Annotated in this window: 17 protein-coding genes and 2 pseudogenes; 13 read left to right on the top strand and 6 right to left on the bottom strand. The window is 65.6% G+C overall.

Features of this window, described 5'->3' with window-relative positions; translation table 11 throughout:
- Positions 1-16: 16 nt before the first annotated feature.
- From ftsH to MW290_RS04475, 6 genes are all read left to right on the top strand, one after another.
- Positions 17-1897: an ATP-dependent zinc metalloprotease FtsH gene (gene ftsH / locus MW290_RS04500; protein WP_250196088.1), complete on the top strand. Its 1881-nt coding sequence runs from the start codon at positions 17-19 to the stop codon at positions 1895-1897.
- The gene (trxC, locus tag MW290_RS04495; RefSeq protein WP_250196087.1) at positions 1894-2331 is read left to right on the top strand and encodes a thioredoxin TrxC; all 438 of its coding nucleotides are present in this window, start codon (positions 1894-1896) and stop codon (positions 2329-2331) included. Before ftsH ends, trxC begins: the two co-directional genes overlap by 4 nt.
- 97 nt (positions 2332-2428) lie before the next feature.
- Complete coding sequence (locus MW290_RS04490) at positions 2429-2851, top strand: phosphate-starvation-inducible PsiE family protein (protein ID WP_250196590.1); 423 nt, start codon at positions 2429-2431, stop codon at positions 2849-2851.
- 108 nt (positions 2852-2959) lie between these two features.
- Positions 2960-4111 carry a S1C family serine protease gene (locus tag MW290_RS04485; RefSeq protein WP_250196086.1) on the top strand — a complete coding sequence of 384 codons (1152 nt, stop codon included), beginning with the start codon at positions 2960-2962 and terminating at the stop codon, positions 4109-4111.
- Positions 4112-4283: 172 nt separating this feature from the next.
- Entirely contained in the window at positions 4284-4694 is a 411-nt protein-coding gene (locus tag MW290_RS04480; protein ID WP_250196085.1) for a hypothetical protein, read from the top strand.
- A 102-nt stretch (positions 4695-4796) separates the two neighbouring features.
- Positions 4797-6100, top strand: a protein-coding gene (locus MW290_RS04475; protein WP_375142827.1) for an IS3 family transposase whose coding sequence is annotated in 2 segments (ribosomal slippage) — positions 4797-5217 and positions 5217-6100 — 1305 coding nt in all. Because the reading frame shifts where the segments join, the coding sequence is not laid out codon by codon here.
- 247 nt (positions 6101-6347) lie between these two features.
- Here the strand turns inward: MW290_RS04475 and MW290_RS04470 are convergent.
- Both MW290_RS04470 and MW290_RS04465 read right to left on the bottom strand, forming a co-directional pair.
- The gene (locus tag MW290_RS04470) at positions 6348-7337 is read right to left on the bottom strand and encodes a zinc-dependent alcohol dehydrogenase family protein (protein ID WP_250196084.1); all 990 of its coding nucleotides are present in this window, start codon (positions 7335-7337) and stop codon (positions 6348-6350) included.
- A 32-nt stretch (positions 7338-7369) separates the two neighbouring features.
- Positions 7370-7807, bottom strand: coding sequence for a beta/alpha barrel domain-containing protein (locus MW290_RS04465; protein WP_250196083.1), 438 nt, complete (start codon positions 7805-7807; stop codon positions 7370-7372).
- Between MW290_RS04465 and MW290_RS04460 the strand changes: the two genes are divergently transcribed.
- On the top strand, positions 7794-10733 hold the full coding sequence (locus MW290_RS04460) for a Tn3 family transposase (protein WP_250196082.1): 2940 nt from the start codon (positions 7794-7796) through the stop codon (positions 10731-10733). The genes MW290_RS04465 and MW290_RS04460 overlap by 14 nt on opposite strands.
- A 262-nt stretch (positions 10734-10995) precedes the next feature.
- Positions 10996-11565: a DUF305 domain-containing protein gene (locus MW290_RS04455; protein WP_250196081.1), complete on the top strand. Its 570-nt coding sequence runs from the start codon at positions 10996-10998 to the stop codon at positions 11563-11565.
- A 135-nt stretch (positions 11566-11700) separates the two neighbouring features.
- On the opposite strand, the gene MW290_RS04450 is transcribed toward MW290_RS04455, so the two are convergent.
- Positions 11701-12300, bottom strand: coding sequence for an RES family NAD+ phosphorylase (locus MW290_RS04450; protein WP_250196080.1), 600 nt, complete (start codon positions 12298-12300; stop codon positions 11701-11703).
- Positions 12281-12895, bottom strand: coding sequence for a hypothetical protein (locus MW290_RS04445; protein ID WP_250196079.1), 615 nt, complete (start codon positions 12893-12895; stop codon positions 12281-12283). The genes MW290_RS04450 and MW290_RS04445 overlap by 20 nt, the downstream gene beginning before the upstream one ends.
- A 222-nt stretch (positions 12896-13117) precedes the next feature.
- On the opposite strand from MW290_RS04445, the pseudogene MW290_RS04440 reads away from it, so the two are divergent.
- Both MW290_RS04440 and MW290_RS04435 read left to right on the top strand, forming a co-directional pair.
- A pseudogene (locus MW290_RS04440) lies at positions 13118-14802 on the top strand (site-specific integrase).
- A gap of 129 nt (positions 14803-14931) precedes the next feature.
- Positions 14932-15510, top strand: a pseudogene (locus MW290_RS04435) (OB-fold nucleic acid binding domain-containing protein); the annotation flags it as partial.
- 354 nt (positions 15511-15864) lie between these two features.
- On the opposite strand, the gene lipA reads toward MW290_RS04435, so the two are convergent.
- The gene (gene lipA, locus MW290_RS04430) at positions 15865-16881 is read right to left on the bottom strand and encodes a lipoyl synthase (RefSeq protein WP_250196078.1); all 1017 of its coding nucleotides are present in this window, start codon (positions 16879-16881) and stop codon (positions 15865-15867) included.
- Positions 16874-17698, bottom strand: a complete 825-nt coding sequence (locus tag MW290_RS04425; protein WP_250196077.1) for a FadR/GntR family transcriptional regulator — start codon at positions 17696-17698, stop codon at positions 16874-16876. The genes lipA and MW290_RS04425 overlap by 8 nt, the downstream gene beginning before the upstream one ends.
- 273 nt (positions 17699-17971) lie before the next feature.
- Here MW290_RS04425 and aceE point away from each other — a divergent pair, with 273 nt between their 5' ends.
- The 3 genes from aceE to lpdA are packed head-to-tail and all read left to right on the top strand — an operon-like array spanning position 17972 to position 24024.
- Positions 17972-20650, top strand: coding sequence for a pyruvate dehydrogenase (acetyl-transferring), homodimeric type (gene aceE, locus MW290_RS04420; protein WP_250196076.1), 2679 nt, complete (start codon positions 17972-17974; stop codon positions 20648-20650).
- Positions 20651-20666: 16 nt separating this feature from the next.
- Positions 20667-22244 carry a dihydrolipoyllysine-residue acetyltransferase gene (aceF, locus tag MW290_RS04415; RefSeq protein WP_250196075.1) on the top strand — a complete coding sequence of 526 codons (1578 nt, stop codon included), beginning with the start codon at positions 20667-20669 and terminating at the stop codon, positions 22242-22244.
- 13 nt (positions 22245-22257) lie between these two features.
- Positions 22258-24024 (top strand): dihydrolipoyl dehydrogenase, encoded by a 1767-nt coding sequence (gene lpdA / locus MW290_RS04410; RefSeq protein ID WP_250196588.1) that lies wholly within the window; start codon positions 22258-22260, stop codon positions 24022-24024.
- Positions 24025-24026 lie beyond the last annotated feature (2 nt).

Raw genomic sequence — 24026 nt, 5'->3', positions numbered from 1 at the left:
GTCGAGGACCCCCGCCATGGAGAAGAAGGATCAATGGAACGTCGGCTACTGGATCGTGGCCCTGATGCTGCTGCTGATGCTGCAGAACTACTGGCAGGCCGCGAAGACCGTCGAGCCCGTGCCCTACAGCGAGTTCGAGAAGGCCCTGGCCGAAGGCCGCGTCGCCGAGGTGCTGGTGTCGGACCGCACCGTGACCGGGCGCCTGAAGTCGCCGGACGGTCGCGGCAAGACCACGATCGTCGCGACCCGGGTCGAGCCCGATCTGGCCGAGCGCCTGTCGAAGTACGACGTCCCGTATGCGCGCGTGGTGGAGAGCACGTGGCTGCGCGACATCCTGTCGTGGATCCTTCCGGCCGTGGCGTTCTTCGGCGTCTGGTTCTTCCTGTTCCGCCGGTTTGCGGAGAAGCAGGGCATGGGCGGTTTCCTGAACATCGGCAAGAGCCGGGCCAAGGTGTTCGTCGAGAAGAACACCGGCGTGACCTTCGCGGATGTCGCCGGCGTGGACGAGGCCAAGGCGGAACTGGTCGAGATCGTCGAGTTCCTCAAGCACCCGCAGGACTACGGCCGCCTCGGAGCACGGATTCCCAAGGGCGTGCTGCTGGTCGGGCCGCCCGGCACGGGCAAGACGCTGCTGGCCAAGGCCGTGGCCGGCGAGGCCGGCGTGCCGTTCTTCTCCATCTCCGGCTCGGAGTTCGTCGAGATGTTCGTCGGCGTCGGCGCGGCGCGCGTGCGCGACCTGTTCGAGCAGGCCCGCAGCCAGGCGCCGGCCATCATCTTCATCGACGAACTCGATGCGCTCGGCCGTGCGCGGGGCGTGGGCGGGCCCATCGGCGGTCACGACGAGCGCGAACAGACGCTCAACCAGCTGCTCACCGAGATGGACGGCTTCGACAGCTCGGTCGGACTGATCATGCTCGCCGCGACCAATCGCCCGGAGATCCTCGACCAGGCCCTGCTGCGCGCCGGCCGCTTCGACCGCCAGGTGCTGGTGGACCGGCCCGACAAGAAGGGCCGGCTCGCCATCCTCAAGGTTCACGCCCGGAAGGTCACGCTGGCAACGAACGTTGACCTCGAACAGGTCGCCGCGCTGACGACGGGATTCTCCGGCGCCGATCTCGCGAACCTGGTCAACGAGGCGGCACTGGCAGCGACGCGGCGCAAGGCAGCGGCCGTCGAACTGCAGGACTTCACCGCCGCCATCGAACGCATCGTCGCCGGCCTCGAGAAGAGGAACCGCGTGCTCAACCCGAAGGAGCGCGAGACCGTGGCTTACCACGAGATGGGGCACGCGCTCGTGGCGCTGGCCCTGCCGGGGACCGACCCGGTGCACAAGATCTCGATCATCCCTCGCGGCATCGGCGCGCTCGGCTACACGCTGCAACGCCCCACGGAGGACCGCTTCCTAATGACGCGCGCCGATCTGGAGCACAAGATCGCCGTGCTGCTGGGAGGCCGCGCCGCCGAGAAGCTCGTCTTCGGCGAGCTGTCCACCGGCGCGGCGGACGACCTGGCGCGGGCGACCGACATCGCGCGCGACATGATCACGCGCTTCGGCATGGACGAAGGCCTGGGCTACATCGCCTACGAGGCGCAGCGGCCGCGATTCCTCGACGTGCCCGAACTCGCGCACGGGGGCTGCCGGGTGGCCGAGTCGACCCAGGCCCGCATCGACCAGGCGATCCGCGACATCGTGATGGGTGTGTTCGAACGCGCCTACCGGATCCTCGATCGCAACCGCGACGTGCTCGAGCGATGTGCCCGCGAGCTCCTGGCGCGGGAAACGCTCGACGAGAACGACATTCGCCTGTTGACCCGCGGGCTGCAGCCCGCGGCAGGCGACCGCTCCGCCCCGACAGGGGACTTAACGCAACTCAGCCCCCTGGGAGCCGCCTCATGAGCGACAGCGTCCACATCGTCTGCCCGCACTGCCAGTCCGTCAACCGCGTGCCGACCGCCAAACTCGATGACCGGCCCAACTGCGGCCGCTGCCAGCACACGCTCTTCGCCGGCGGGCCCATCGACCTGACCGCGGCGACGTTTGCGCGTCACCTCGAGCGCAGCGACATTCCGCTGGTGGTCGACTTCTGGGCCCCGTGGTGCGGGCCCTGCAAGGTGATGGCCCCTCAGTTCCAGCAGGCGGCGCGCCTGCTGGAGCCGCGGGTCAGGCTGGCCAAGGTGAACACGGAAGAGGAGCCGCATCTCGGCGCCCAGTTCTCCGTTCGCAGCATCCCGACCCTGGTGCTGTTCCGGGGAGGGCGGGAAGTGGCGCGCCAGTCTGGCGCCATGGGAGTGCAGGACATCGTACGCTGGGTCTCCGCGCAACTGCGCTGAGCACTTCGGGGAGACCAGGGTGGAAAGGAGGGGAAAAGTGAAAGCGGAAGACCGGTCCAGAACGCCACTTCAGCAGTTCCGCCACGAATGGGCGCTGATGAACTTCTACGAGCGCTTCGAGCAGGTCGTCGCCGTGATCCTGTCGGCGGTGATCGCGGTGATCATCGTCGTGTCGCTGCTCCAGTTGGTGCAGATCGTCTTCAGGCTGCTGGTCATCGATGCCTTCAATCCGCTCGACCACCGGGTGTTCCAGACCGTGTTCGGCATGATCATGACGCTGTTGATCGCGATGGAGTTCAAGCATTCCATCGTGCGCGTGGCGATGCGCCGCGACAGCATCATCCAGGTCAAAACCGTTATCCTGATCGGCTTGATCGCGCTGTCGCGCAAGTTCGTGGTCCTCGATCCCGACACCAGCCCGGCCAAGGTGGCCGCGCTGGCCGGCGCCGTCCTGGCCCTGGGCCTGACCTACTGGCTGCTGCGGCAGCGCGACGACCGGATGGCCCAGGACGCCACGTAAGGCAGTGAGTGACCCCCACGACGACCGCCGATCCGGGCCGCAGCAGGGCTCGGGTACCGCACCGCCCACTCCGATCCGATACACAAGCCACAAACCTGGAGGGATGCCATGGCTTACCCAGACCCGTACGGACGCCCATTGCCAGACCGGTTTCTCCGGCGCTGGCTGGTTGTCGCCGCGTGCGTCGCGGCGCTCATGCTGCTGTGGCAGTTCCTGCCCGCCATCGAAGCATGGTTCAGCCCCCGCCAGGCTGCCGATCGAACCGTCACCCCCCGCGGAGACCTCGCTGCCGATGAACGCACGACCATCGAACTCTTCGAGAAGTCGCGCGATTCGGTCGTCTACATCTCGACGGCCCAGCTGGTCCGGGACGTCTGGAGCCGCAACACCTTCTCCGTGCCGCGTGGCACCGGCTCCGGCTTCATCTGGGACGACGCGGGGCATGTCGTCACCAACTTCCACGTGATCCAGGGCGCTTCCGCGGCAACCGTGAAGCTCGCCGATGGCCGCGACTATCAGGCCGCCCTGGTTGGCGCCAGCCCGGCTCACGACATCGCCGTGCTCAAGATCGGCGTCGGCTTCAAGCGTCCGCCGCCAGTGCCCGTGGGCTCCAGCACCGACCTCAAGGTGGGTCAGAAGGTGTTTGCCATCGGCAACCCCTTCGGCCTGGACTGGACCCTGACCACGGGCATCGTCTCGGCGCTCGACCGTTCCCTGCCGGGCGAGACCGGCGGCCCCACGATCGAGCACCTGATCCAGACCGACGCTGCCATCAACCCCGGCAACTCGGGCGGCCCGCTGCTCGACTCCGCCGGGCGGCTGATCGGCATCAACACCGCCATCTACAGCCCGTCCGGCGCGTCGGCAGGCATCGGATTCTCCGTGCCGGTGGACACCGTCATGCGCGTCGTGCCGCAGCTCGTGAAGTCCGGCAAGTACGTGCGGCCGGCCCTGGGCATCGAGGTGGACGAGCAGTTCAACCAGCGGCTGCAGACGATCACCGGCCGCGAGGGCGTGTTCGTGCTGTCGGTCCGATCGGGGTCCGCCGCGCAGCGGGCGGGGCTGGTTGGCATACGCGCGACGCAGGAGGGAATCGTTCCCGGCGATCTCATTACCGCCATCGATGGGAAGCCGATCGAGGGTGTGGCCGGCCTCCTCGCGCGACTGGATGATCGGCGCGTCGGTGACGTCGTCGCCTTGTCCGTCGAACGAGAGGGCAAGGCCCGCGAAGTGCGCATCGAGCTGCAGCCGGGCACCTGATCCCGAGGCGGCCGGGAACGACGCCCCCCTCGCCGTTAACCCCGCGCAGCGGGCCTGAGCGAGGCGGTCGGGGCCGCCCTGCGGCCGCCAGGCCCGATGGCCTCACCTTGAATGCGAAGCGCCAGCGCAAATCTCTGGCGCTAGAAGCGAACCTTCACCGGAGGATCACGGCATGCGCAGTCATCTCGACGAGTTGCTCGCACGAATCCGTGCGCTGCAGGAGGATGTCGAACAAGAGTACAGCCAGCAGCGTGGCGTCTGGGAAGCCAAGCGCAGGGAGCTGGCTGGCGAGCTGGCGCGCCAGCAGCGCCGCCACAGGGTGGGACTGGTTCGTTTCCTGCGGCAGTCCAACCTGCTCGTCGTCCTCACCGCGCCGGTGATCTATTTCGGCTGGATCCCGTTCCTGCTGATGGATCTGTTCGTCACGACCTACCAGGCCGTGTGCTTCCCGATCTATGGCATCCCGAAGGTGCGACGCTCGGACTACCTCGTGTTCGATCGGGAAGACCTGCCCTACCTCAACGCCATCGAGAAGTTCAACTGCTTCTACTGCTCCTACGGCAACGGCGGGGCCGCCTACTGAACCGCCCCGGGATTGAACTGACCCCCAGAAGTTGGACACAGTTCAAGAGGTCCCATGGGGAAGTAAGAAACAAGGCTCAAGCTCAAGGTCGTCGAGAGCTTTCTGGCTGGGGACGGCGGTGCGAAGCTGCTCGCCCGGCGGTGGTCAGTGCCGGAGGAGAAGGTACGTAGCTGGGTCAGCCATTACCGGCTACACGGAGTGGCCGCCCTGCAGCCCAAGCGCGGCGCCTACACCACTGAATTCAAGCTCCAGGTGCTGAGGCATCAAGATCGTGAGCAGCTCTCAAGCCGGCAGGTCGCGGCGATCTACGATATTCGCAATCCAAACCAGGTTGTCGTCTGGCGACGAGCGCTTGATGGCGGTGGCGTCGGGGCACTTGAAGGCAAACGGCGAACGCCCCTTATGAAGCCCGGCAAGCCCAGCTCAGAGCCACCCGACCCCGATAGTGCCAGCTCAAACCGCGCGCTTCTTGAGGAGGTTGAACGGCTGCGTGCGGAGGTCGCCTACCTAAAAAAATTGGAGGCCTTGGTTCGGGGCAATCGGCAACCCGCTCACAAAGAGCGCAAGCCGTCCTCGAGCTGAGGCCAGACTACCCGTTGCAGGTGCTGCTGGCGGCATCAGGCCTGTCGCGGAGCACGTTCTACTACCAGGCCAAGGTCTTGGAGGCCGGCGACAAGCACGCAGGCTTGAAGTCGCGCATCAAGACCGCCTATGAGCGCCACAAGGGCCGCTACGGCTATCGGCGCATCACATGCGAACTGCGTCAGGGAGGCCAGGCGGTGAATCACAAGACTGTGCAGCGACTGATGAACAGCCTCGGCCTGAAGTCGCTGGTCCGGCCGAAGCGATATCGCTCCTACCAGGGAGAGTTGGCCCCATCGCCGAACTTGCTTGCTCGGCAGTTCAGCGCAGCACGGCCGAATGAGAGGTGGGTGACGGACGTGACCGAATTCAACGTCCGCGGCGCCAAGCTCTACCTGTCACCGGTCATGGACCTCTACAACGGCGAAATCGTGACCTTCGAGATGCAGGAGCGGCCTCTGTACTCTCTTGTTGGGAACATGCTCAAGAAGGCGCTCTCGAAGCTGCACGGCCGCAGAGCAGCCCCGCTTCTGCACTCCGATCAGGGCTGGCACTATCAGATGCCGGCGTACCGCAAACAACTCAGCGAACACGGGCTGACGCAGAGCATGTCTCGAAAGGGCAATTGCCTGGACAACGCGGCCATGGAGAGCTTCTTCGCAACCCTCAAGTCGGAGTTCTTCTACCTCAACAAATTCGTTGACATCGCAGCGTTGAAGTCCGGGCTGCGCCGCTACATTCGCTACTACAACCATCAGCGCATCAGGCTCAAGCTCAACGGGTTGAGCCCGGTGCAGTACCGGCTGCGGGCCGTGAACGCCTAGCGTCCAACCGTCCAACTTCTGGGGGTCAGTTCATAGTCGGGGCGATTCAAAGCCCAGCTCCTCTGCTCGTTTGGCCAATGCGACCTGGTTGAGCATGCTCGGAATGTCCCCACCGAAGGCCTCCAAAGGGAAGAACAATCACAGGCTCAAATGACCCGGAGTGAAGGTTCGGCTGAACCCTCGATGCTGCTGATAAGGAATCGTGCTCGGCAGATACATTTTAATCTTCCTCAATGGGAGAAACCGATCAGACAGTAACTACGATCTTGCCGATCTGCTGATTGGCCTCAAGGAAACGGTGGGCTTCCTGGATGTCGCTAAGGGCAAATGTCTTGGCGATGATCGGGCGCAGTGCACCAGACTTCAGTCCTTGGAGAATAAAAGCCTTGGCACGCTCCAGGGCTTCTGGGTCGGCCACGATTTCTGCATAGAGATAGCCCTTCAGGGTTAGGCTTTTGGCCAGCACGGTAAACAGCGGGAAAGGCGTTGGCTCTGGGCTGAGTGCACCGTACTCCAACAAAATACCTCCACGGGCCATGCTTTGCGTTAGGGGCTCGAAGGAGGGGCCGCCAACTGGGTCGAATACAACACGAGCACCTTGCCCGGCAGTGATGGCCATCACTCGCTCTACGATGTCCTCTTCGTCGCTCACGATTACATGCGCCGCACCGGCATCCAGCAGGGCCTGTTTTTTCGCGCGGGTTCGTGTGATCGCAATCGATGTGGCACCGACCATGCGAGCTATTTGGAAGGCTGCCAGACCGACACTGCTTGATGCTGCAGTGATAATCACAAAGTCACCTTGTTTCAACGTTGCTTGATCGATTAGCGCCCCCCAGGCGGTGACGTACTGCATCCAGGACGCAGCAGCCTCTTCGAAGGACAGGCCCTCAGGGCTCTTTACCACCAGATGAGCCGGTACATTGGCCAGCTCGCCGTAGGTGCCCCAGCGAGCGATATCCAATGGAGGGATTAGAGCGACGGCATCGCCAACCTTTGTCTCGGTTACGTCGCTACCGACTGCGACCACGATGCCAGCGGCCTCATAGCCCAAGCGGCTCGGGAACTCGGCCTCCTGTAGATACGCATGGTTGCGGAACATCACTTCGGCACGGTTCAGGCCAATAGCTTTGACGCAAATCTGCACCTCGGTTGCTGCCGGTGCCGGTACGTCCAGATCTTCCAGCTTCAGAACGCTGGCGTCACCGTATTCATGAATTCTGACAATGCGTGCCATTACGGATACCTCGCTTTTGAATGGGCTTTGATTTACGCGACCTGCAGTGTCGGATAGTCTGTATAGCCCTTGACGCCACCTGCGTAGAACGTGTTGGAGTCAGGCACGTTCAGCGGTGCCTTGGCCCTGATGCGTGCGGGCAGGTCCGGGTTAGCCAGGAAGGCGGTGCCAAAGGCCACAGCGTCAAGCTTACCTTCGGCAATAGCTGCCTCTGCCTCATCAGCGCTGTAACCCATATTGCCCACCAACACACCCTTGTACTTTTCACGCGCTACGGGCATGACATCGGCCTTCTGCACGCCGAGGAAATCGGGGTAATCGTATCTTTCCAGCAAATTGACACGGTTGCCGCTGGCCAGGCCGTCGCCAGCACGATGCGGCGCCTGGGCATGTAGGGATTCGCGCCGCGCCGGACCCAAGTAGATTGGCGGTTTCGACTGCCAGAAGGGTGTCACCGTGTCCTTCGCCAAGCGCTTCATTGGCGCGGAGAACCTGCCCACCAGGCTGTCGGATTTCGACGTCCAGCAATCGTTCTGCATGAGCGCGGACGACATCGCCGCGGTCTCAGGGCGCTTTCGCCACGATCGCCGGGTCGCGGCAGCCATTCAGATGCTGTTCCTTCGGGCCAGCGGCCGCCCGATGGACCGGTTCGCGTCGGTGCCCAAGACCCTGCTGCGTGCCGTCTGTGAGGCGTTTCAAACCCCGGCCGTGAGCATCGCCAGTCTGCGGTCCCTCTACGCTCGCCGCCAGACGCTGTATGAACACCAGGCATGGGCTCGCACCTACCTCGGCCTGCTGGACCTGGATGCGGCCGGTGTCGACCAACTTGAAAACGTTCTGGCAATCTCCGCGCTCGAGGCCGCGCATCCCGATGATCTCGCCGAAACCGCCCGCATGTGGCTGTACGAACGGCGCATCGTCATCCCTGGGCCGCGCCGCCTTGCAGACTTTGCGCGCGAGGCCTTCGACGCCACCGAGGCGGCCATGGCAGCCACGATCGAGGCCGGCGTCGGCAAGGCAGCCCTCCTCAAGGCTATCGACTGGTGCTATGCAACCCATCCCGGGGGCGTAGGCACCCGGCTTGAATGGCTCAAGACGCCACCCAAACGGCACTCTCCGAGCACGATGGCCGAAACGCTGGAGAAGATCCGGGCGTTGAAGGAACTGGGCGTGCACGCCTGGCCCCTGGACGCCGTGGCCCTGAGCAAGCAGCAGTCCTACGCCGCCCATGTCCAGATGCGGCGTCCGTCGATGACCGCACGCATAGAGCGGCAGCGCCAGACCGTCGAGATCACCTGCTTCCTGCGCGTCACACTGTTGGAGCTGACCGACATGGCACTATTGCAGGCTTCGCGCCGCAGCCAAGACCTGTTCCGCCGCGCCGCCGAGCGTGTCGAGAAGGGACGCTCGCGCAGCGGCGGCGCGACGCTGCAGCAGGCCCTCAAAGCCAAGTCGGTGCTCCACGACGAGTCCAAGCCCTGGCGCGATCGCGTGCTCGAAGCCCGCGCCTTGCTCCACGACATCGGCGAAGCTGGCACAAGCACTTTCGCGTCCCAGGTCCGTAGGGCGCTGGCCGAGGACAACCGGCGCGTTCATGCCCACCTGGCGGGCCTTCGCGACATCGAGTGTGCCGGCGCGTCGGGCGACCCCGGCCACGACCAATGGCAGGCCTGGCAGCGTCTGCAAGCTCTCGGCACCAAGGAGATCCCGCAGGACTTCGAGCTGCCGCCGGTGGGCGCCGCATGGAACACGATCGTCAGCGACCTGGATCCTCAGTCTCGGTACCGGGCATTCGAGGCCAGCACGATGATGGCGCTGCGCAAGAGCCTACGGCGCGGCAGCGCGTGGGTGAACCACTCGATCAGTTTCCGCGCCCGCGAGTCGCTGCTGCTGACAGGTGCCGACTGGAGCCGCACGAAGGAACTGCACCACCAGATTCTCGGCCTGCCCGACCAGGCCATGGCGTTTTTGGAGCCAATCCTGGCGGGCGTGTCGGTCGGCCTGACGGCCTTGGCTGAGGCCGCCGGTCGCGGTCAGATCGAGATCGGCGCCGACAAGCTCCTGCACCTGCCGCCGATCCGTCCGTTGGACGAGGAAGTGGAGCCACGCAAGACCCGGGAGGCTGTCTTCAAGCACATCGGCTCCGTCCAGTTGCCAGACCTGCTGCTGGAAGTCGACGCCGCCACCCACTTCAGCGAGGCGCTGCTGGCCCGCCGTCCGTCGTCGAGCAACGAGCTGCTGGCCATCTACGGCGCGCTCCTGGCCCATGGCACCGATCTCGACGCCAAGGGCGTGGGCTCGATGATCCCCGGCATCGACGCGGCGCACATCTCCACGGCGATGCGGGCCGTCGAGCTGAGCGGCAGGCTGCGCCGGGCCAACGAACGGGTGTCGGAGTACCAGAACGCGCTGCCGATCGCGGCGCTCTGGGGCGACGGCACCAAGGGTTCTGCCGACATGATGGCCATGGACGTCAGCCGGCACCTTTGGACGGCCCGGGTGGACCCGCGCCGGCGCACCTATGCCGCGGGGCTGTACACCCACGTTCGCGACCGCTGGGGCTTGTTCTACGACCAACCCGTCGTGCTCAACGAGCGGCAGGCAGGCGTGGCCGTCGAAGGCGTCGAGCAGCACAACCGTGCCGAAGACCGGATCCGAGTCTCTCTACTGGCCGTTGATACCCACGGCGTCACGAACGTGGCGATGGCCATCGCCAAGCTCTTGGGTTTTGACCTGTGCCCGCGGCTGCGCGATCTGCGTGAGCGAAAGCTCTTCGTGCCCAGGGGCTGGCCGGTGCCGGAGAGCCTGGAGGGCGTCACCGTGCGCCGGGTGTCGGTGAAGGCGATCGAGCGCGGCTGGGACGACCTGGTGCGCCTGGCGGCGTCGATTCGGGCGGGCAAGGTGTCCGCGGCGCATGCCATCCACCGGCTGGGGTCAGCAGCGGTTGGCGACCCGCTGCACCGCGCTGCAGAACACCTTGGGCGCCTGCTGCGAACGCTGTTTCTGTGCGACTACCTGGCCATCCCGGACTATCGACGCGAGATACACACCCTGCTCAACCGGGGCGAGTCGGTGCATCAGCTGCAGCGTGCCATTCATGGCGGCCAGGTGGCCCCTGAGCGTGGCCGCCGGCGGCAAGAGATGGCGGCAATTTCGGGAGCTCACGCACTGTTGACCAACATCGTGTTGGCGTGGAACACCAATCGCATGGACACAGTGGTGACGAAGCTCAACCGGGATGGCGTCGGCATCGAGGAGGACTGGCTGCGGCGAATTGGCCCGGCGCACTTCTCACACATCAACTTCCGTGGGACGTTCCGGTTCAACGTCGAGCGGTACGCGGACGTGCTGGTAGAGGGCACCGCCGTGCTTGGCGCGGCCAAGCCTGGCCGGTGAGCCCGCGGTAACGTGCCGAAAGCCGGGATGTCGGCGATGGGACGGTCAGCTGACCTTCAGCGGCGACTGGTGACGGGCGGCCAACGACCCACTTCTGCCGCTCAAGTTGCTGATTGAACGCAGCGGAAGCGGTCATCCAAGAGGCCGGGTTCGATCTTCTTGCGCTGGGAATGCGGATTGCCCGACATGAAATGGCGGGTGCAAGTGCCAGCGACCTTGATCGCGCCTTCCATCCCCCGCGACAAAGCGAAGGAGCCCGCGCATGGAGACCAAGAGCCGAACCACCGACATGGCGATGAAGATGGGCTGGGGCCGCTTCTTCGCGATGATTGCCACGTCGACGATCGTTATGTTTCCGCTTATGTACCAGCTGGTCTTCAGTGCTGATCACGTCACCTTCAGCCTGACCAGGCTTGTGTCGTCGGTCGTCATGGGCTGCGTGATGGCGGTCATCATGCTGGCCTTTATGTGGAAGATGTACACCGGGCCAGGAACGAAGCTGGCCATCTTGGTTGGTGCCATCTTGCTCGGCGTCATCATTCTCGCAGTCAATCGTCAGCAAACGCTGATCGGCGACGTTGACTTCATGAAGTCAATGATTCCGCATCACTCGATCGCCATCAACAACGCGCGCAAGGCTACCCTGCGCGATCCACGCGTGCGGAAGCTGGCCGACGCGATCATTCGTGCGCAGGTCAAGGAGATCGCCGAGATGAAGCTCCTAGTGGAAGACATCGACAAGAACGGTGCACGGGGATCAGCGGCTCTGCCGCCTTCGACTGCAGCACTGACGCAGGACATGAAGTCGGAGATAGAACAGGCCGTCCGGTGAGGGACAGATGTTTTGTCGTCCGGAAGCGGTCTCCAGTGGCTGGCAGCGAATGGCCGAGTGGAGCCGACTGGTTTTCGCCGACGAACGGCCGGTGTACACCAGATCGCCGACCTTCGCGTTCGGACCGTGGCGCCGTCAGACCGCGGTGACGTTGAACCGATCGCACAGGTCATCGACCTGCCGCGCCTTGAGCTTCTCGGCTCGCACCTTGTGCATCCCACTGCGCTCGAAGATGGCGTAGGCGAAGCCCTTGTTCATCTGCCGCGACACGTACCGGATTCCATCCCAGCGCAGACTCGCGCCGTGGATCGCCCGTGCCCAGGCCTGGCTCGCCGTGTAGTCGGCGGATGCACTGATGTCGTTGTTCAGTCCCAGGGCCTTGAGTGCTGCACCGGTCAGGTCAGCCAGTACCAGCGTCTTGCGCCGTTCACAGGCGAACCGTACGACCGAGCGCTCGGTCAGTTCTGCGGCCGGCACCTCGTAGCTGCCTCTGACGAACCGCCCGCACTCATGGATGACGCTTTCGGCGAAGGCTACCTCGATGGTGCTGGCGGCGTAGCAGGTGCCGAACGCGTCGGCACTGCCAGGATCGGGATCGTCGAAACGGTAGACGCCGGCCGACCAGAACGGCTCGGTAGCCGGATGCCGGCTCAGCCGCACGAGCGACGCGACATCGATCCTGGTAGGTGGAAGCAGATCCTCGAAGGAACCGAGATCAGGCAGCCGCACTGACACGCGAGGCGCCTCGCTCGCGCGCCCATGCCGCGGCCAGGCGCTCCACCTTGGCCAGGGCAGTCCCCGCCTCCAACGCGGCAGCAACGCTTGTTCCTGAGAGGGCGCCGTGCTCGCGCAGCCAGAACATCAGTTTCTCGCTGGCGCCGAGGTCACCGAGCGCGCGGCAAATGGCTGCCACGGCCTCGCGGTCCATCCCGAGGAATGCCTGCGGGTAGTACAGCCGATTGCCGACCTTCACCGCGAAGATCTCACCCCGGTCTGCGGCCGGCGCCAAAGCCTGACGGGTGAGCCCCCAGGCATGCGCGAGTTGCTCACCCGGTACGACGAAGCCATCCTTGACCCACTGGACACGCGCTGCCTCGCCGCGCGCGGTGGCGCCCGCTAGGCCACCGGTAGCCTGAGCATGCGGGTTGTCCGCGGCAGTGGAGTCGGCGTGCGCCACTCGGGCTCGAACGCCTTGTGTCCTTGGCAGTTGCAGGCCTTGCTTGCTGACCGCAGTGCGCAGAGTGCCGAGGTCTTCGCTGAGGCGCCCAACGGTGGCCTCGAGCTGCGCGATGCGGCGCAGCAGGACGGGAGTGCTGAGATCGGTGCTCATAGGCAGATTCTAAGCAAATCCGACCAACCGAGCAAATGCGGCAAATGGAGACAGCTGGCAAGGGCAAGATGTGACGGCCGCGGCCATCTCCGCCCCTGCTGACCAAGGGCGCCCAAAGCCCGAAACCGGCGGTGCAAGCCTTGAGCAAGTGGACTCTTGTCAACGCTATGCCGATAACTAACCTTATCGGCATAGCACTGCCAGTGAAGTAAACTGATCTGCGTGGAAACCGGTCTGTCTGTAACCGCAGCATCGCTGTCACTGCCTGACTCTGCGGCCCTTGCGGCGCTGCGGGCCTGGCATGAGGGTCTGGCCTCGAAAGATGCGGTGACGAGGTACCTCGGTGAATCTCGCGTGGCCGGTCAATCCTCACGGGGCGTCATCGGAGCGATCCGCCGCGACATCGCAGCCTTCGCCAGGTCGCGCCACCGTGATGACCTTGCAAAGCTCTTCACGGGACCTGCCCGCAAAGGCCCCGCGGCCGCGCGCGCCGTGGCCGCCGCCGTCGAACAGCTCCGTAGCGCAGCCGTTCCCGTCCCCCTGATCGGCGACGCAATCGACGACTGGCTCGAGCCCGGCGTCGCCGCAGTACTACGCAAGTCCGGCATCAAGACCCTGGCCGACCTAACGCTTCGGGTACCTCGCCGCAGACGTTGGTGGGTCGACATCGACGGCCTTGGTGTGGCCGGTGCGCGCCGGATCAAAGCCTTCTTCGCTGCGCATGAAGACCTGACTGACCGTGCTCGCGCGCTGCTGGTAACCAGCTCGCCATCGGATGTGGTCCCCTGGGAGAAGCTCGTCGTACCAGAGGAGGTCGACGGCAGCATGGGCCTGTATCGTGCTCCGCGCGCGTCGTGCGTCCTGCGGGCCAACAACGACTACGAGGCGGTCCAGGCTTGGCTGTCGTTGCACGAAGCCCCCGCCACGCAGCGGGCCTACCGCAAGGAAGCCGAGCGGCTGATCCTGTGGGCCATCGTCGAGCGCGGCGTGGCCCTGTCCTCGCTGGCCACCGAGGACGCCGTGGCGTACCGGGCTTTCTTGCGGCAACCGACGCCGAGGCAGCGTTGGGTGGGGCCGGCGTCACCTCGCCACTCCGCCGAGTGGCGGCCGTTCGCTGGCGGCCTGTCCACGCGCTCCAGGGCCTATGCGCTGTCCGTGCTGAGCTCGATGTTCCGGTGGCTGATCGAGCAGCGGTACGTGCTGGCCAATCCCTTCGCCGGCATCAAGGTCCGCGGCGCCAGGCAGACGACCCTGGACACGACGAGAGCCTTCTCCGAGGGGGAATGGAATCTGGTGAGGACTGCCGCCGAGGGGCTGGAGTGGTCGTATGGTTGGCAGCCGGGCGCAGCCCAAAGGCTTCGCTTCCTGATCGACTTCAGCTACAGCACGGGGCTGCGTGCCGGCGAACTTGTGCACGCCACGCTGGGATCGATCGAGGTCGATGCGCACGGCGATCACTGGTTGCACGTGGTCGGCAAGGGCAGCAAGGCCGGCAAGGTGGTGCTGCCTGGACTGGCGCGTGGGGTGCTGGCCCGGAATCTGGCACAGCGCGGCCTTCCCGTGACGCCGGGCAAGTGGAACCCCGCCACGCCTTTGCTCGGCAGCCTCGATGGCGAGGTCGGCATCACGTCCAAGCGGTTGTGGGCAATCGTGAAGAGGTTCTTCGCCAAAACGGCCGATGTCCTGGCCGACACGAATCCGGCACTGGCCGAGAAACTGCGGCGGGCCACGCCGCACTGGATGCGCCACACACACGCATCCATGCGCTTCAGCGCGGGGCGGAGCTGACGACCGTTCGAGACAACCTGCGGCACGCGTCCTTGTCCACCACTTCGATGTACCTGCACTCGGACGATCTTCGCCGGGCCAAGCAGATAGGTGGGGCGTTCGAGGCGCCGGCGGTGTGAACGGCTGGGGCAGGTGGCAGCGTGTCAATCTGCACCGAAAGCACAACGGGTCCGCGAGAACCGATTTTGCAAGTGCTTGTCGCGGTTAGAGTTTTTCTTGGTCAGCGTGTCAATTTGCAGGAAAAATCCGATTACCCCGAGATGACGTTGCTGGCCGCTGCCGATGCGCTGATGAGCCTGGCTGGCCATCGACGACAGCAGGTCTGGGAGGCCGCCGGGCAGCGCTCGGCGCCGCAGTTGCTGAAACAGGCGCCGGTGAACGAGGAAGAGCTCGAACTGCCGGCTGCGCCGGAGGGTGAGGAGGTCGTGTGGGACTACGCGGCCACGGGCCTGACGCTACGCCGCCATCCGCTGGCCATCCTTCGGCCGGTGCTGGCCAAGCAAGGTTGGTGCACGGCGGCCGAGTTGCACGACTCGCCGGACGGGATGTTGGCGCGGGCCTGCGGCATCGTGACGGTGCGGCAGCAGCCTGAGACCGCCAAGGGCGTGATGTTCGTGTCGCTGGAGGACGAGACCGGCAGCGTGCAGGTGATCGTTTGGCCCAAGCTCAAGGCGCAGTTGCGCGGGCCGCTGCTGCGTTCAAAGCTGATGGCGGTGAAGGGCACCTGGCAGCGCGATGGCGACGTGCGTAACCTGATCGCCGGGCATGTCGAGGATCTGACGGCCTTGCTGGGTGGGCTGGCGACGAGTAGTAGAGATTTTCATTGACAGCGATCTGGTACCGACACTGAAAGCACGAAAGCGGGAGATAGAGATAGCCGAAGTTCGAAAACTGGGCCTCAGTCGAATGAGAGTTGGTCACTCTGCTCCGTGCCCATCCCGCTCAGGCTCAATAACTGGCACGCAAGGCGCTCAACGACCGACGCTCAGGAGTCCGCGCTCGGCAAGTCCGGTTTGTGACCGAGCCGCCCTCCGATGCTCCCACCGTCCAATCGCCCGGCAGCGGCGGCTGGTGCGCGCAATGATGCCGATCCGCGTGTCAGTCCGGAGCGGGTGCAGTGGTCGAGGATCGTCCTGCTTGGCGGTGTCGTAACACGCGGTCTACTTGCCGCATCGTTCGCCTCAACTGCGCCCGGATCTGCCGTCCGGCACGCCGGCGGCATGCGCCTGCTGATCGGCGTGGTAACTTGACCGCACCAGCGCACCAACGGCGGCATGGCTGAAACCGATCGCCGTTGCCTCGCGCTCGAACATGCGGAAGGTGTCCGGGTGCACGTAGCGCCGCACCGGCAGGTGGTGACCGCTCGGCGCGAGGTACTGGCCGATCGTCAGCATGTCGATGTCGTGCGCGCGCATGTCGCGCATCACGGCCAGAATCTCTTCGTCGGTTTCGCCGAGGCCGACCATCAGCCCGCTTTTCGTCGGTACGCCGGGGTGCAGGGCCTTGAACTTCTTCAGCAGGTTTAGGCTGAACGCGTAGTCGCTGCCGGGCCTCGCTTCCTTGTACAGGCGCGGCACGGTTTCGAGGTTGTGGTTCATCACGTCCGGCGGCGCAGCCATCAGGATCTCCAGCGCGCGGTCGTCGCGCCCACGGAAGTCGGGCACCAGCACCTCGATGGTCGTCGCCGGCGAGCGCTCGCGCGTCTGGCGAATGCACTCGACGAAATGTGCCGCGCCGCCGTCGCGCAGGTCGTCGCGATCGACGCTCGTGATCACCACGTATTTGAGCTTGAGCGCCGCGATCGTCCTGGCCAGGTTCTCCGGCTCGCTGGCATCCAGCGGGTCGGGCCTGCCATGGCCGACATCGCAGAACGGGCAACGCCGCGTGCACTTGTCGCCCATGATCATGAACGTGGCCGTGCCCTTGCCGAAGCACTCGCCGATGTTCGGGCACGAGGCTTCCTCGCACACCGAGTGCAGCTTGTGCTCGCGCAGGATTTGCTTGATCTCGTAGAAGCGCGAATTCGGGGTCGCCGCCTTGACCCTAATCCAATCCGGCTTCTTCAGCACCTCGGCGGGCACCACCTTGATCGGGATGCGCGCCGTCTTGGCCCGCGCTTTCTGCTTCGCGCTCGGGTCGTAGCCACCGAACGATTCAGTGGCATCGCCCGGCGCCAAACCGCCGACCGGATCAGGCACCGGCGTCACCGTCGCTGCGCTTGCGGGCGCGGGCCGGACTCGGGGCTGGTGCGGCGGCGCCGTTGCCGGCCTTTCGGCCCCCCTTGCTGGCGGCTTCGCGCAGGCTCGCCTGCACGAAGCTCAAGTGGATGTTCGCCGCCGCGCGCGCCGCCGCGGGATCGCGCGCGGTGATCGCCTTGGCAATCTGGGCATGCTGTTCGTCGAGCAGTGTGACGTTCTCGGCCTGGTGGCACAGCGCCTCGCGGGAGCGCAGCATGTTGATGCGCATGAGGTTGAAGATGCCCCGCATCACGTGCACCAGGGCGACGTTGTGCGAGGCTTCGGCGACCGCCATGTGGAAATCGACATCGCGATCGGTGTCTTCGAGCGGGTCGACCGGTCCGCGCCGGCGCTTCATGCCGCCGACGATCTCGCGCAGCCGCTTGTCGTCGGCCTCGGTGGCGCGCAAGGCGGCGAACTCGGCCGCCACGCACTCCAGCCCGTGGCGCAGTTCGAGGATGTCGTCAACGGTCTCGGGGTGACGCTGCAGCAGGTGCACCAACGGATCGGTGATCGTCGGCGCGGTCACGTCGGTGACGCTGAAGCCACCGCCCCGTCGGGCCTGCAGCAGGCCGCGGCTCTCGAGGATCAGCAGCGCCTCGCGCAGCGATGGGCGCGACACGTCGAGCTGCTGCGCAAGGTCGCGTTCGGCGGGCATCCTGTCGCCAGGCTTGAGCTTGCCGGTGGCGATGAGGTCCTCGATTTGGTCGGTGATCGTGTCCGAAAGGCGCGGGCGCCGTACATGCGCGACGGCGCGGAAAGACGGCTGGCTTGCCACGAGAGGCTCCTACGTGAACTCCGCCTGCCATGCGGGGGAACCCGCATGGAACTGCTGGAGAGGTCTCGATACTATCCGGTCCGTTTGGTAAGACCAGATAGACCAGATAGACCAGATAGCCAGTCAGGCCGGACTGATCGCCGTCTACGGTGCCACAGCCGATCTGCCCGTTTTCGATGAATCCAAAAAAAGAGTCGCGGCAGTTGAGCCGCACGCCTCGCATTGACCTGCCGAGAGCGTTCAGACCGAACGGCGCCGGCGCCAGGAGACTCCATGAACATGAACGACGATGCCGATCCTGCGGAGACCGGCGAATGGCTCGACGCACTCAAGGCAGTGGAACTGCACCGAGGGCAGGAGCGCGCGAACTTGCTGGTCAATCGCCTGGTCGATCAGGCGCGTCGGGACGGCCTGTATATCCCGCGGTCGCTGACCACGGCGTACAAGAACACGATTCCTCCGGAGCAGGAAGCCAGGTCGCCCGGTGACCGCGCCATCGAGCACCGTTTGCGCTCGATCATTCGCTGGAACGCGCTCGCGATCATCCTGCGTGCGAACAAGGAAAGCTCGGAGCTCGGCGGCCACATTGCGAGCTTCCAGTCGGCCGCCACGCTGTACGACATCGGCTTCGGCCACTTCTGGCACGCGCCGACCGACACGCATGGCGGCGACCTGCTCTTCATCCAGGGTCACAGCTCACCGGGTATCTACGCCCGCGCCTTCCTCGAAGGACGGCTGACCGAAGACCAGTTGCTCAGCTACCGGCAGGAGACCGCCGGCAAGGGCCTCTCGAGCTATCCGCACCCGTGGCTGATGCCCGACTTTTGGCAGTTCCCCACCGTCTCGATGGGCCTGGGTCCTTTGATTGCGATCTACCAGGCGCGCTTCCTGAAGTACCTGCAGGGCCGCGGCCTGGCCGAGACCACGCAGCGCAAGGTCTGGGCCTTCATGGGCGACGGCGAAATGGACGAGCCCGAGTCGCTGGGTGCGATCTCGCTGGCCGGCCGCGAGCACCTGGACAACCTGGTCTTTGTCATCAACTGCAACCTGCAGCGCCTGGACGGTCCGGTGCGCGGCAACGGCAAGATCGTTCAGGAACTCGAAAGCGTGTTCCGCGGCGCCGGCTGGAACGTCATCAAGGTGCTCTGGGGCGGTGGCTGGGATGCCCTCTTCGCAAAGGACAAGAGCGGCAAGCTGCTGCAGCTGATGGAGGAATGCGTCGACGGCGAGTACCAGGACTTCAAGAGCAAGAGCGGCGCTTACGTGCGCGAGCACTTCTTCGGCCGCTACGAGGAAACCAAGGCACTCGTCGCCGACCTGAGCGACGACGACATCTGGAAGCTCACCCGCGGCGGCCACGACCCGCAGAAGGTTTTTGCCGCCTACGCCGCGGCAGTGAAGCACACCGGTCAGCCGACGCTGATCCTGCCCAAGACAGTGAAGGGCTACGGCATGGGCGAATCGGGCGAAGGCCAGATGATCTCGCACCAGGCCAAGAAGATGACGGCCGACGCGCTGCGCGGCTTCCGCGACCGATTCCAGATCCCGGTGTCGGACGATGACCTGGCGAAGGTGCCCTTCATCAAGTTGCCCGAGGACGGCCCGGAGATGAAGTACCTGCGCGAGCGGCGCGCCGCGCTAGGTGGCTACCTGCCGCAGCGGCGCCGCACCTCGGCGTCGCTCGCGATCCCGCCGCTGTCGAGCTTCCAGCGCCTGCTCGACAACTCCGGCGAGCGCGAGATCAGCACCACGATGGCCTTCGTGCAGATGCTGGGCACGCTGGTGCGCGACAAGAACATCGGCAAGCACGTCGTGCCGATCGTGCCGGACGAGTCGCGCACCTTCGGCATGGAAGGCATGTTCCGCCAGCTCGGCATCTACTCGTCGGTCGGCCAGCTCTACAAGCCCCAGGACGCCGACCAGCTGATGTACTACCGCGAGTCCAAGGACGGGCAGGTGCTGCAGGAGGGCATCAACGAGGGCGGCGCGATGTCGAGCTGGATCGTCGCCGCCACCTCGTACAGCACGAACAACGTGCCGATGATCCCGTTCTACATCTACTACTCGATGTTCGGCCTGCAGCGCGTCGGCGACCTGGCCTGGCTGGCCGGTGACATGCGCGCGCGCGGCTTCCTGCTCGGCGGGACCGCCGGGCGCACCACGCTCAACGGCGAGGGCCTGCAGCACGAGGACGGCCACAGCCACATCCTCGCCGGCACCATCCCAAACTGCGTCAGCTACGACCCGACCTTCGCCTACGAGGTCGTCACCATCATCCGCGACGGCATGCGCCGCATGTACGAGCAGCAGGAGGACGTGTACTACTACGTCACCCTGATGAACGAGAACTACCCGCATCCCGGTCTGGCCGATGCCGGCGAAGGCGCCGAGCAGGGCATTCTGAAGGGCCTGTACAAACTCAAGGCCGGCGGCAAGGCGAAGAAGGGCCTGCGGGTCCAGCTGATGGGCAGCGGCACGATCCTGCGCGAAGTGATTGCGGCGGCCGAGCTGCTGAAGGACGACTGGGGCGTCAGCGCCGACCTCTGGAGCGCCACCAGCTACAACGAGCTGCGCCGTGACGGCATGGCCGCTGAACGCTGGAACCTGCTGCATCCCACCGAGCCGCGGCGCAAGAGCTGGGTCGAGACCTGCCTGGAAGGCAACGAAGGGCCGGTCATCGCGTCGACCGACTACATGCGCAACTACGCCGACCAGGTGCGCGAATACGTGCAGGCCGCCGGCCGCCGCTACGTGGTGCTGGGCACCGACGGCTTCGGCCGCAGCGACTACCGCGTCAAGCTGCGCCGCTTCTTCGAGGTCGACCGCTTCTACGTGACCGTCGCCGCGCTCAAGGCGCTGGCCGATGAAGGCACGTTGAAGCCCGCGGTGGTGGCCGAAGCCATCGCCAAGTACGGCCTGGACACCGAGCGCGCCGCGCCGTGGACCGTCTGAAAAGGGGCGCAGCAACATGAGCATCGACATTCGTGTACCCGACATCGGCGACTTCAAGGACGTGCCGGTGATCGAGGTCTTCGTCAAGGTAGGCGACACGGTCAAGGCCGAGGATCCGCTGATCTCGCTCGAGTCCGACAAGGCGACGATGGACGTGCCGGCGCCGCAGGGCGGCGTCGTCAAGGCCATCTCGGTCAAGGTCGGCGACAAGGTCAGCGAAGGCAGCGTGATCATGCAGTTCGACGCCGCCGGCGCGGCGCCGGCCGAGGCCGCCAAGCCCAGCATCAGTGCGCCGCCTTCGCCCGTCAACGCACCGGCCGGCAAGGCCGAAGTGCGCGTGCCCGACATCGGCGACTTCAAGGACGTGCCGGTCATCGAGATCTACGTCAAGGTCGGCGACACGGTGAAGGCCGAAGATCCGCTGGTCTCGCTCGAGTCCGACAAGGCGACGATGGACGTTCCCGCCCCGCTCGGCGGCGTGGTGCAGGAGATCCGCGTCAAGATTGGCGACAAGGTCAGCGAAGGCAGTGTCATCCTGGCGCTATCCACCGGCAGCGCGCCAGCCTCGGCGCCGGCGGCTGCTGCGCCCTCAGTCGCGGCAACCGCACCGGCCGCCGCGGCCACTGCGGCATCCCCGGGCGGCGGCATCGACGAAGCCGCCTTCGCGCTCGCCTACGCCGGCCCGGCAGTGCGCAAGCTGGCGCGCGAGATGGGCGTCGACCTCGGCCGCGTCAAGGGCAGTGGCAACCACGGCCGCATCCTGCGCGAGGACGTGCAGGCCTTCGCCCAGAGCGGTGGCGCGGCGGCGGCGCCTGCCCCCAAGGCCGCGTCAGCGCCCGCGGGCGGTGGCGTGGGCGGCATCGACCTGCTGCCCTGGCCGAAGGTCGACTTCGCGAAGTTCGGCCCCATCGAGCGCAAGGAGCAGTCGCGCATCAAGAAGATTTCGGCGGCAAACCTGCACCGCAACTGGGTCGTCATCCCGCATGTGACGACGCACGACGAGGCCGACATCACCGAGCTCGAGCAGTTCCGCGTGCAGATGAACAAGGAGCTCGAGAAGTCGGGCGTCAAGGTCAGCATGCTGCCCTTCATGATGAAGGCGGCGGTCGCGACGCTGAAGAAGTTTCCCGAGTTCAACGCCTCGCTGGACGGCGACGCGCTGGTGCTGAAGAACTACTGGCACATCGGTTTTGCCGCCGACACACCGAACGGCCTGATGGTGCCGGTGATCCGCGACGTGGACAAGAAGACGATCCCAGAGATCACCAAGGAGATGGGTGAGCTCGCCAAGCTGGCACGCGACGGCAAGTTGAAACCCGACCAGATGTCGGGCGGCACCTTCACGATCAGCTCGCTCGGCGGCATCGGCGGCATCTACTTCACGCCGATCATCAACGCGCCCGAGGTCGCGATCATGGGCGTGTGCAAGAGCTACTGGAAGCAGCATTCGAGCGACGGAAAGACCTCGGCCTGGCGGCTGACGCTGCCGCTGTCGCTGTCCTGGGACCACCGGGTCATCGATGGTGCCGCCGCCGCGCGCTTCAACGTGCACTTCGCCAACCTGCTCGCCGACATGCGGCGCATCATGTTCTGAAAGGCCGGCAGTCATGGCACAAGTAGAAGTCAAAGTCCCCGACATCGGCGACTTCAAGGATGTCGCGGTCATCGAGGTGATGGTCAAGGTCGGCGAGACGATCGCCGTCGACACCGGTCTGGTGATGGTCGAGTCGGACAAGGCGTCGATGGAGATTCCGTCCACGCATGCCGGCGTGGTCAAGGACATCTTGGTCAAGGTCAACGACAAGGTCAGCGAAGGCTCGGTGATCCTGCTGGTCGAGGCGGCGGCGGGAGCGGCGGCTGTCGCACCGGCCGCCGCGCCGGCTGCGCCCGCCAAGGCCGCGGCCCCCGCCGCGCCGGCGGCCGTGCCGATCCCCGGCGCCGCCACCTACGGCGGCAAGGCGGATGTCGAGTGCGAAGTGTTGGTTCTCGGTGCCGGCCCCGGTGGCTACTCCGCGGCCTTCCGCAGCGCCGACCTCGGCATGAAGACCGTGCTCGTCGAACGCTATGCGACCCTCGGCGGCGTGTGCCTGAACGTGGGCTGCATTCCGAGCAAGGCCCTGCTGCACACGGCCAGCGTGATGGACGAAGTCAAGCACCTGCCGGACCACGGCATCAAGTACGGCGCACCCGAGATCGACCTCGACAAGCTGCGCGGCTTCAAGGACGGCGTCATCAAGAAGCTTACCGGCGGGCTGGCGGGCATGGCCAAGGCGCGCAAGGTCGAGGTGCTCACGGGCGTTGGCAGCTTCCTAGATCCGCACCACCTCGAAGTGGTCGCTGCCGACGGCAGCAAGAAGGTGGTCAAGTTCGCCAAGGCGATCATCGCCGCCGGCAGCCAGGCGGTGAAGCTGCCCTTCATGCCCGAGGACGAGCGCGTCGTCGACTCCACGGGCGCGCTGCTGCTCAAGAGCATCCCCACGCGCATGCTGGTCGTCGGCGGCGGAATCATCGGGTTGGAGATGGCCACCGTCTACTCGACCCTGGGCACGCGCATCGACGTGGTCGAGATGCTCGACGGACTGATGCAGGGCGCCGACCGCGATCTCGTCAAGGTCTGGGACAAGATGAACGCGCCGCGCTTCGACAACGTGATGCTCAAGACCAGGACGGTGGGCGCCACGGCCACGCCGGCCGGCATCGAGGTGACCTTCGAAGGCGAGAAGGCACCGAAGGGTCCGCAGGTCTATGACCTCGTGCTCGTTGCGGTCGGCCGCAGCCCGAACGGCAAGAAGATCGGCGCCGACAAGGCCGGCGTGGCCGTCACCGACCGCGGCTTCATCAACGTCGACAAGCAGATGCGCACCAACGTGCCGCACATCTTCGCCATCGGCGACATCGTCGGCCAGCCGATGCTGGCGCACAAGGCGGTGCACGAGGCCCATGTCGCGGCCGAGGTCGCGCAGGGCCAGGCGAGCTTCTTCGACGCACGCCAGATTCCGAGCGTCGCCTACACCGACCCCGAGGTCGCGTGGGCCGGCAAGACCGAGGAGCAATGCAAGGCCGAAGGCATCAAGTACGGCAAGGCGGTGTTCCCCTGGGCCGCGTCGGGCCGCGCCATCGCCAACGGCCGCGACGAGGGCTTCACCAAGCTGATCTTCGACGAGGCCACGCACCGCGTCATCGGCGGCGGCATCGTCGGCACCCATGCCGGCGACCTGATCAGCGAGGTGTGCCTCGCCGTGGAGATGGGCTGCGAGCCCACCGACATCGGCAAGACGATCCACCCGCACCCGACGCTGGGTGAATCGATCGGCATGACCGCCGAGGTCTTCGAGGGGCATTGCACCGATTTGCCGCCGCAGAAGAAGAAGTGAAC

This window comes from Aquincola tertiaricarbonis, from assembly GCF_023573145.1.
In the GTDB taxonomy this organism is placed as follows: Bacteria; Pseudomonadota; Gammaproteobacteria; order Burkholderiales; family Burkholderiaceae_C; genus Aquincola; species Aquincola tertiaricarbonis_B.
This window is presented reverse-complemented; position numbering and strand designations above follow the sequence as displayed.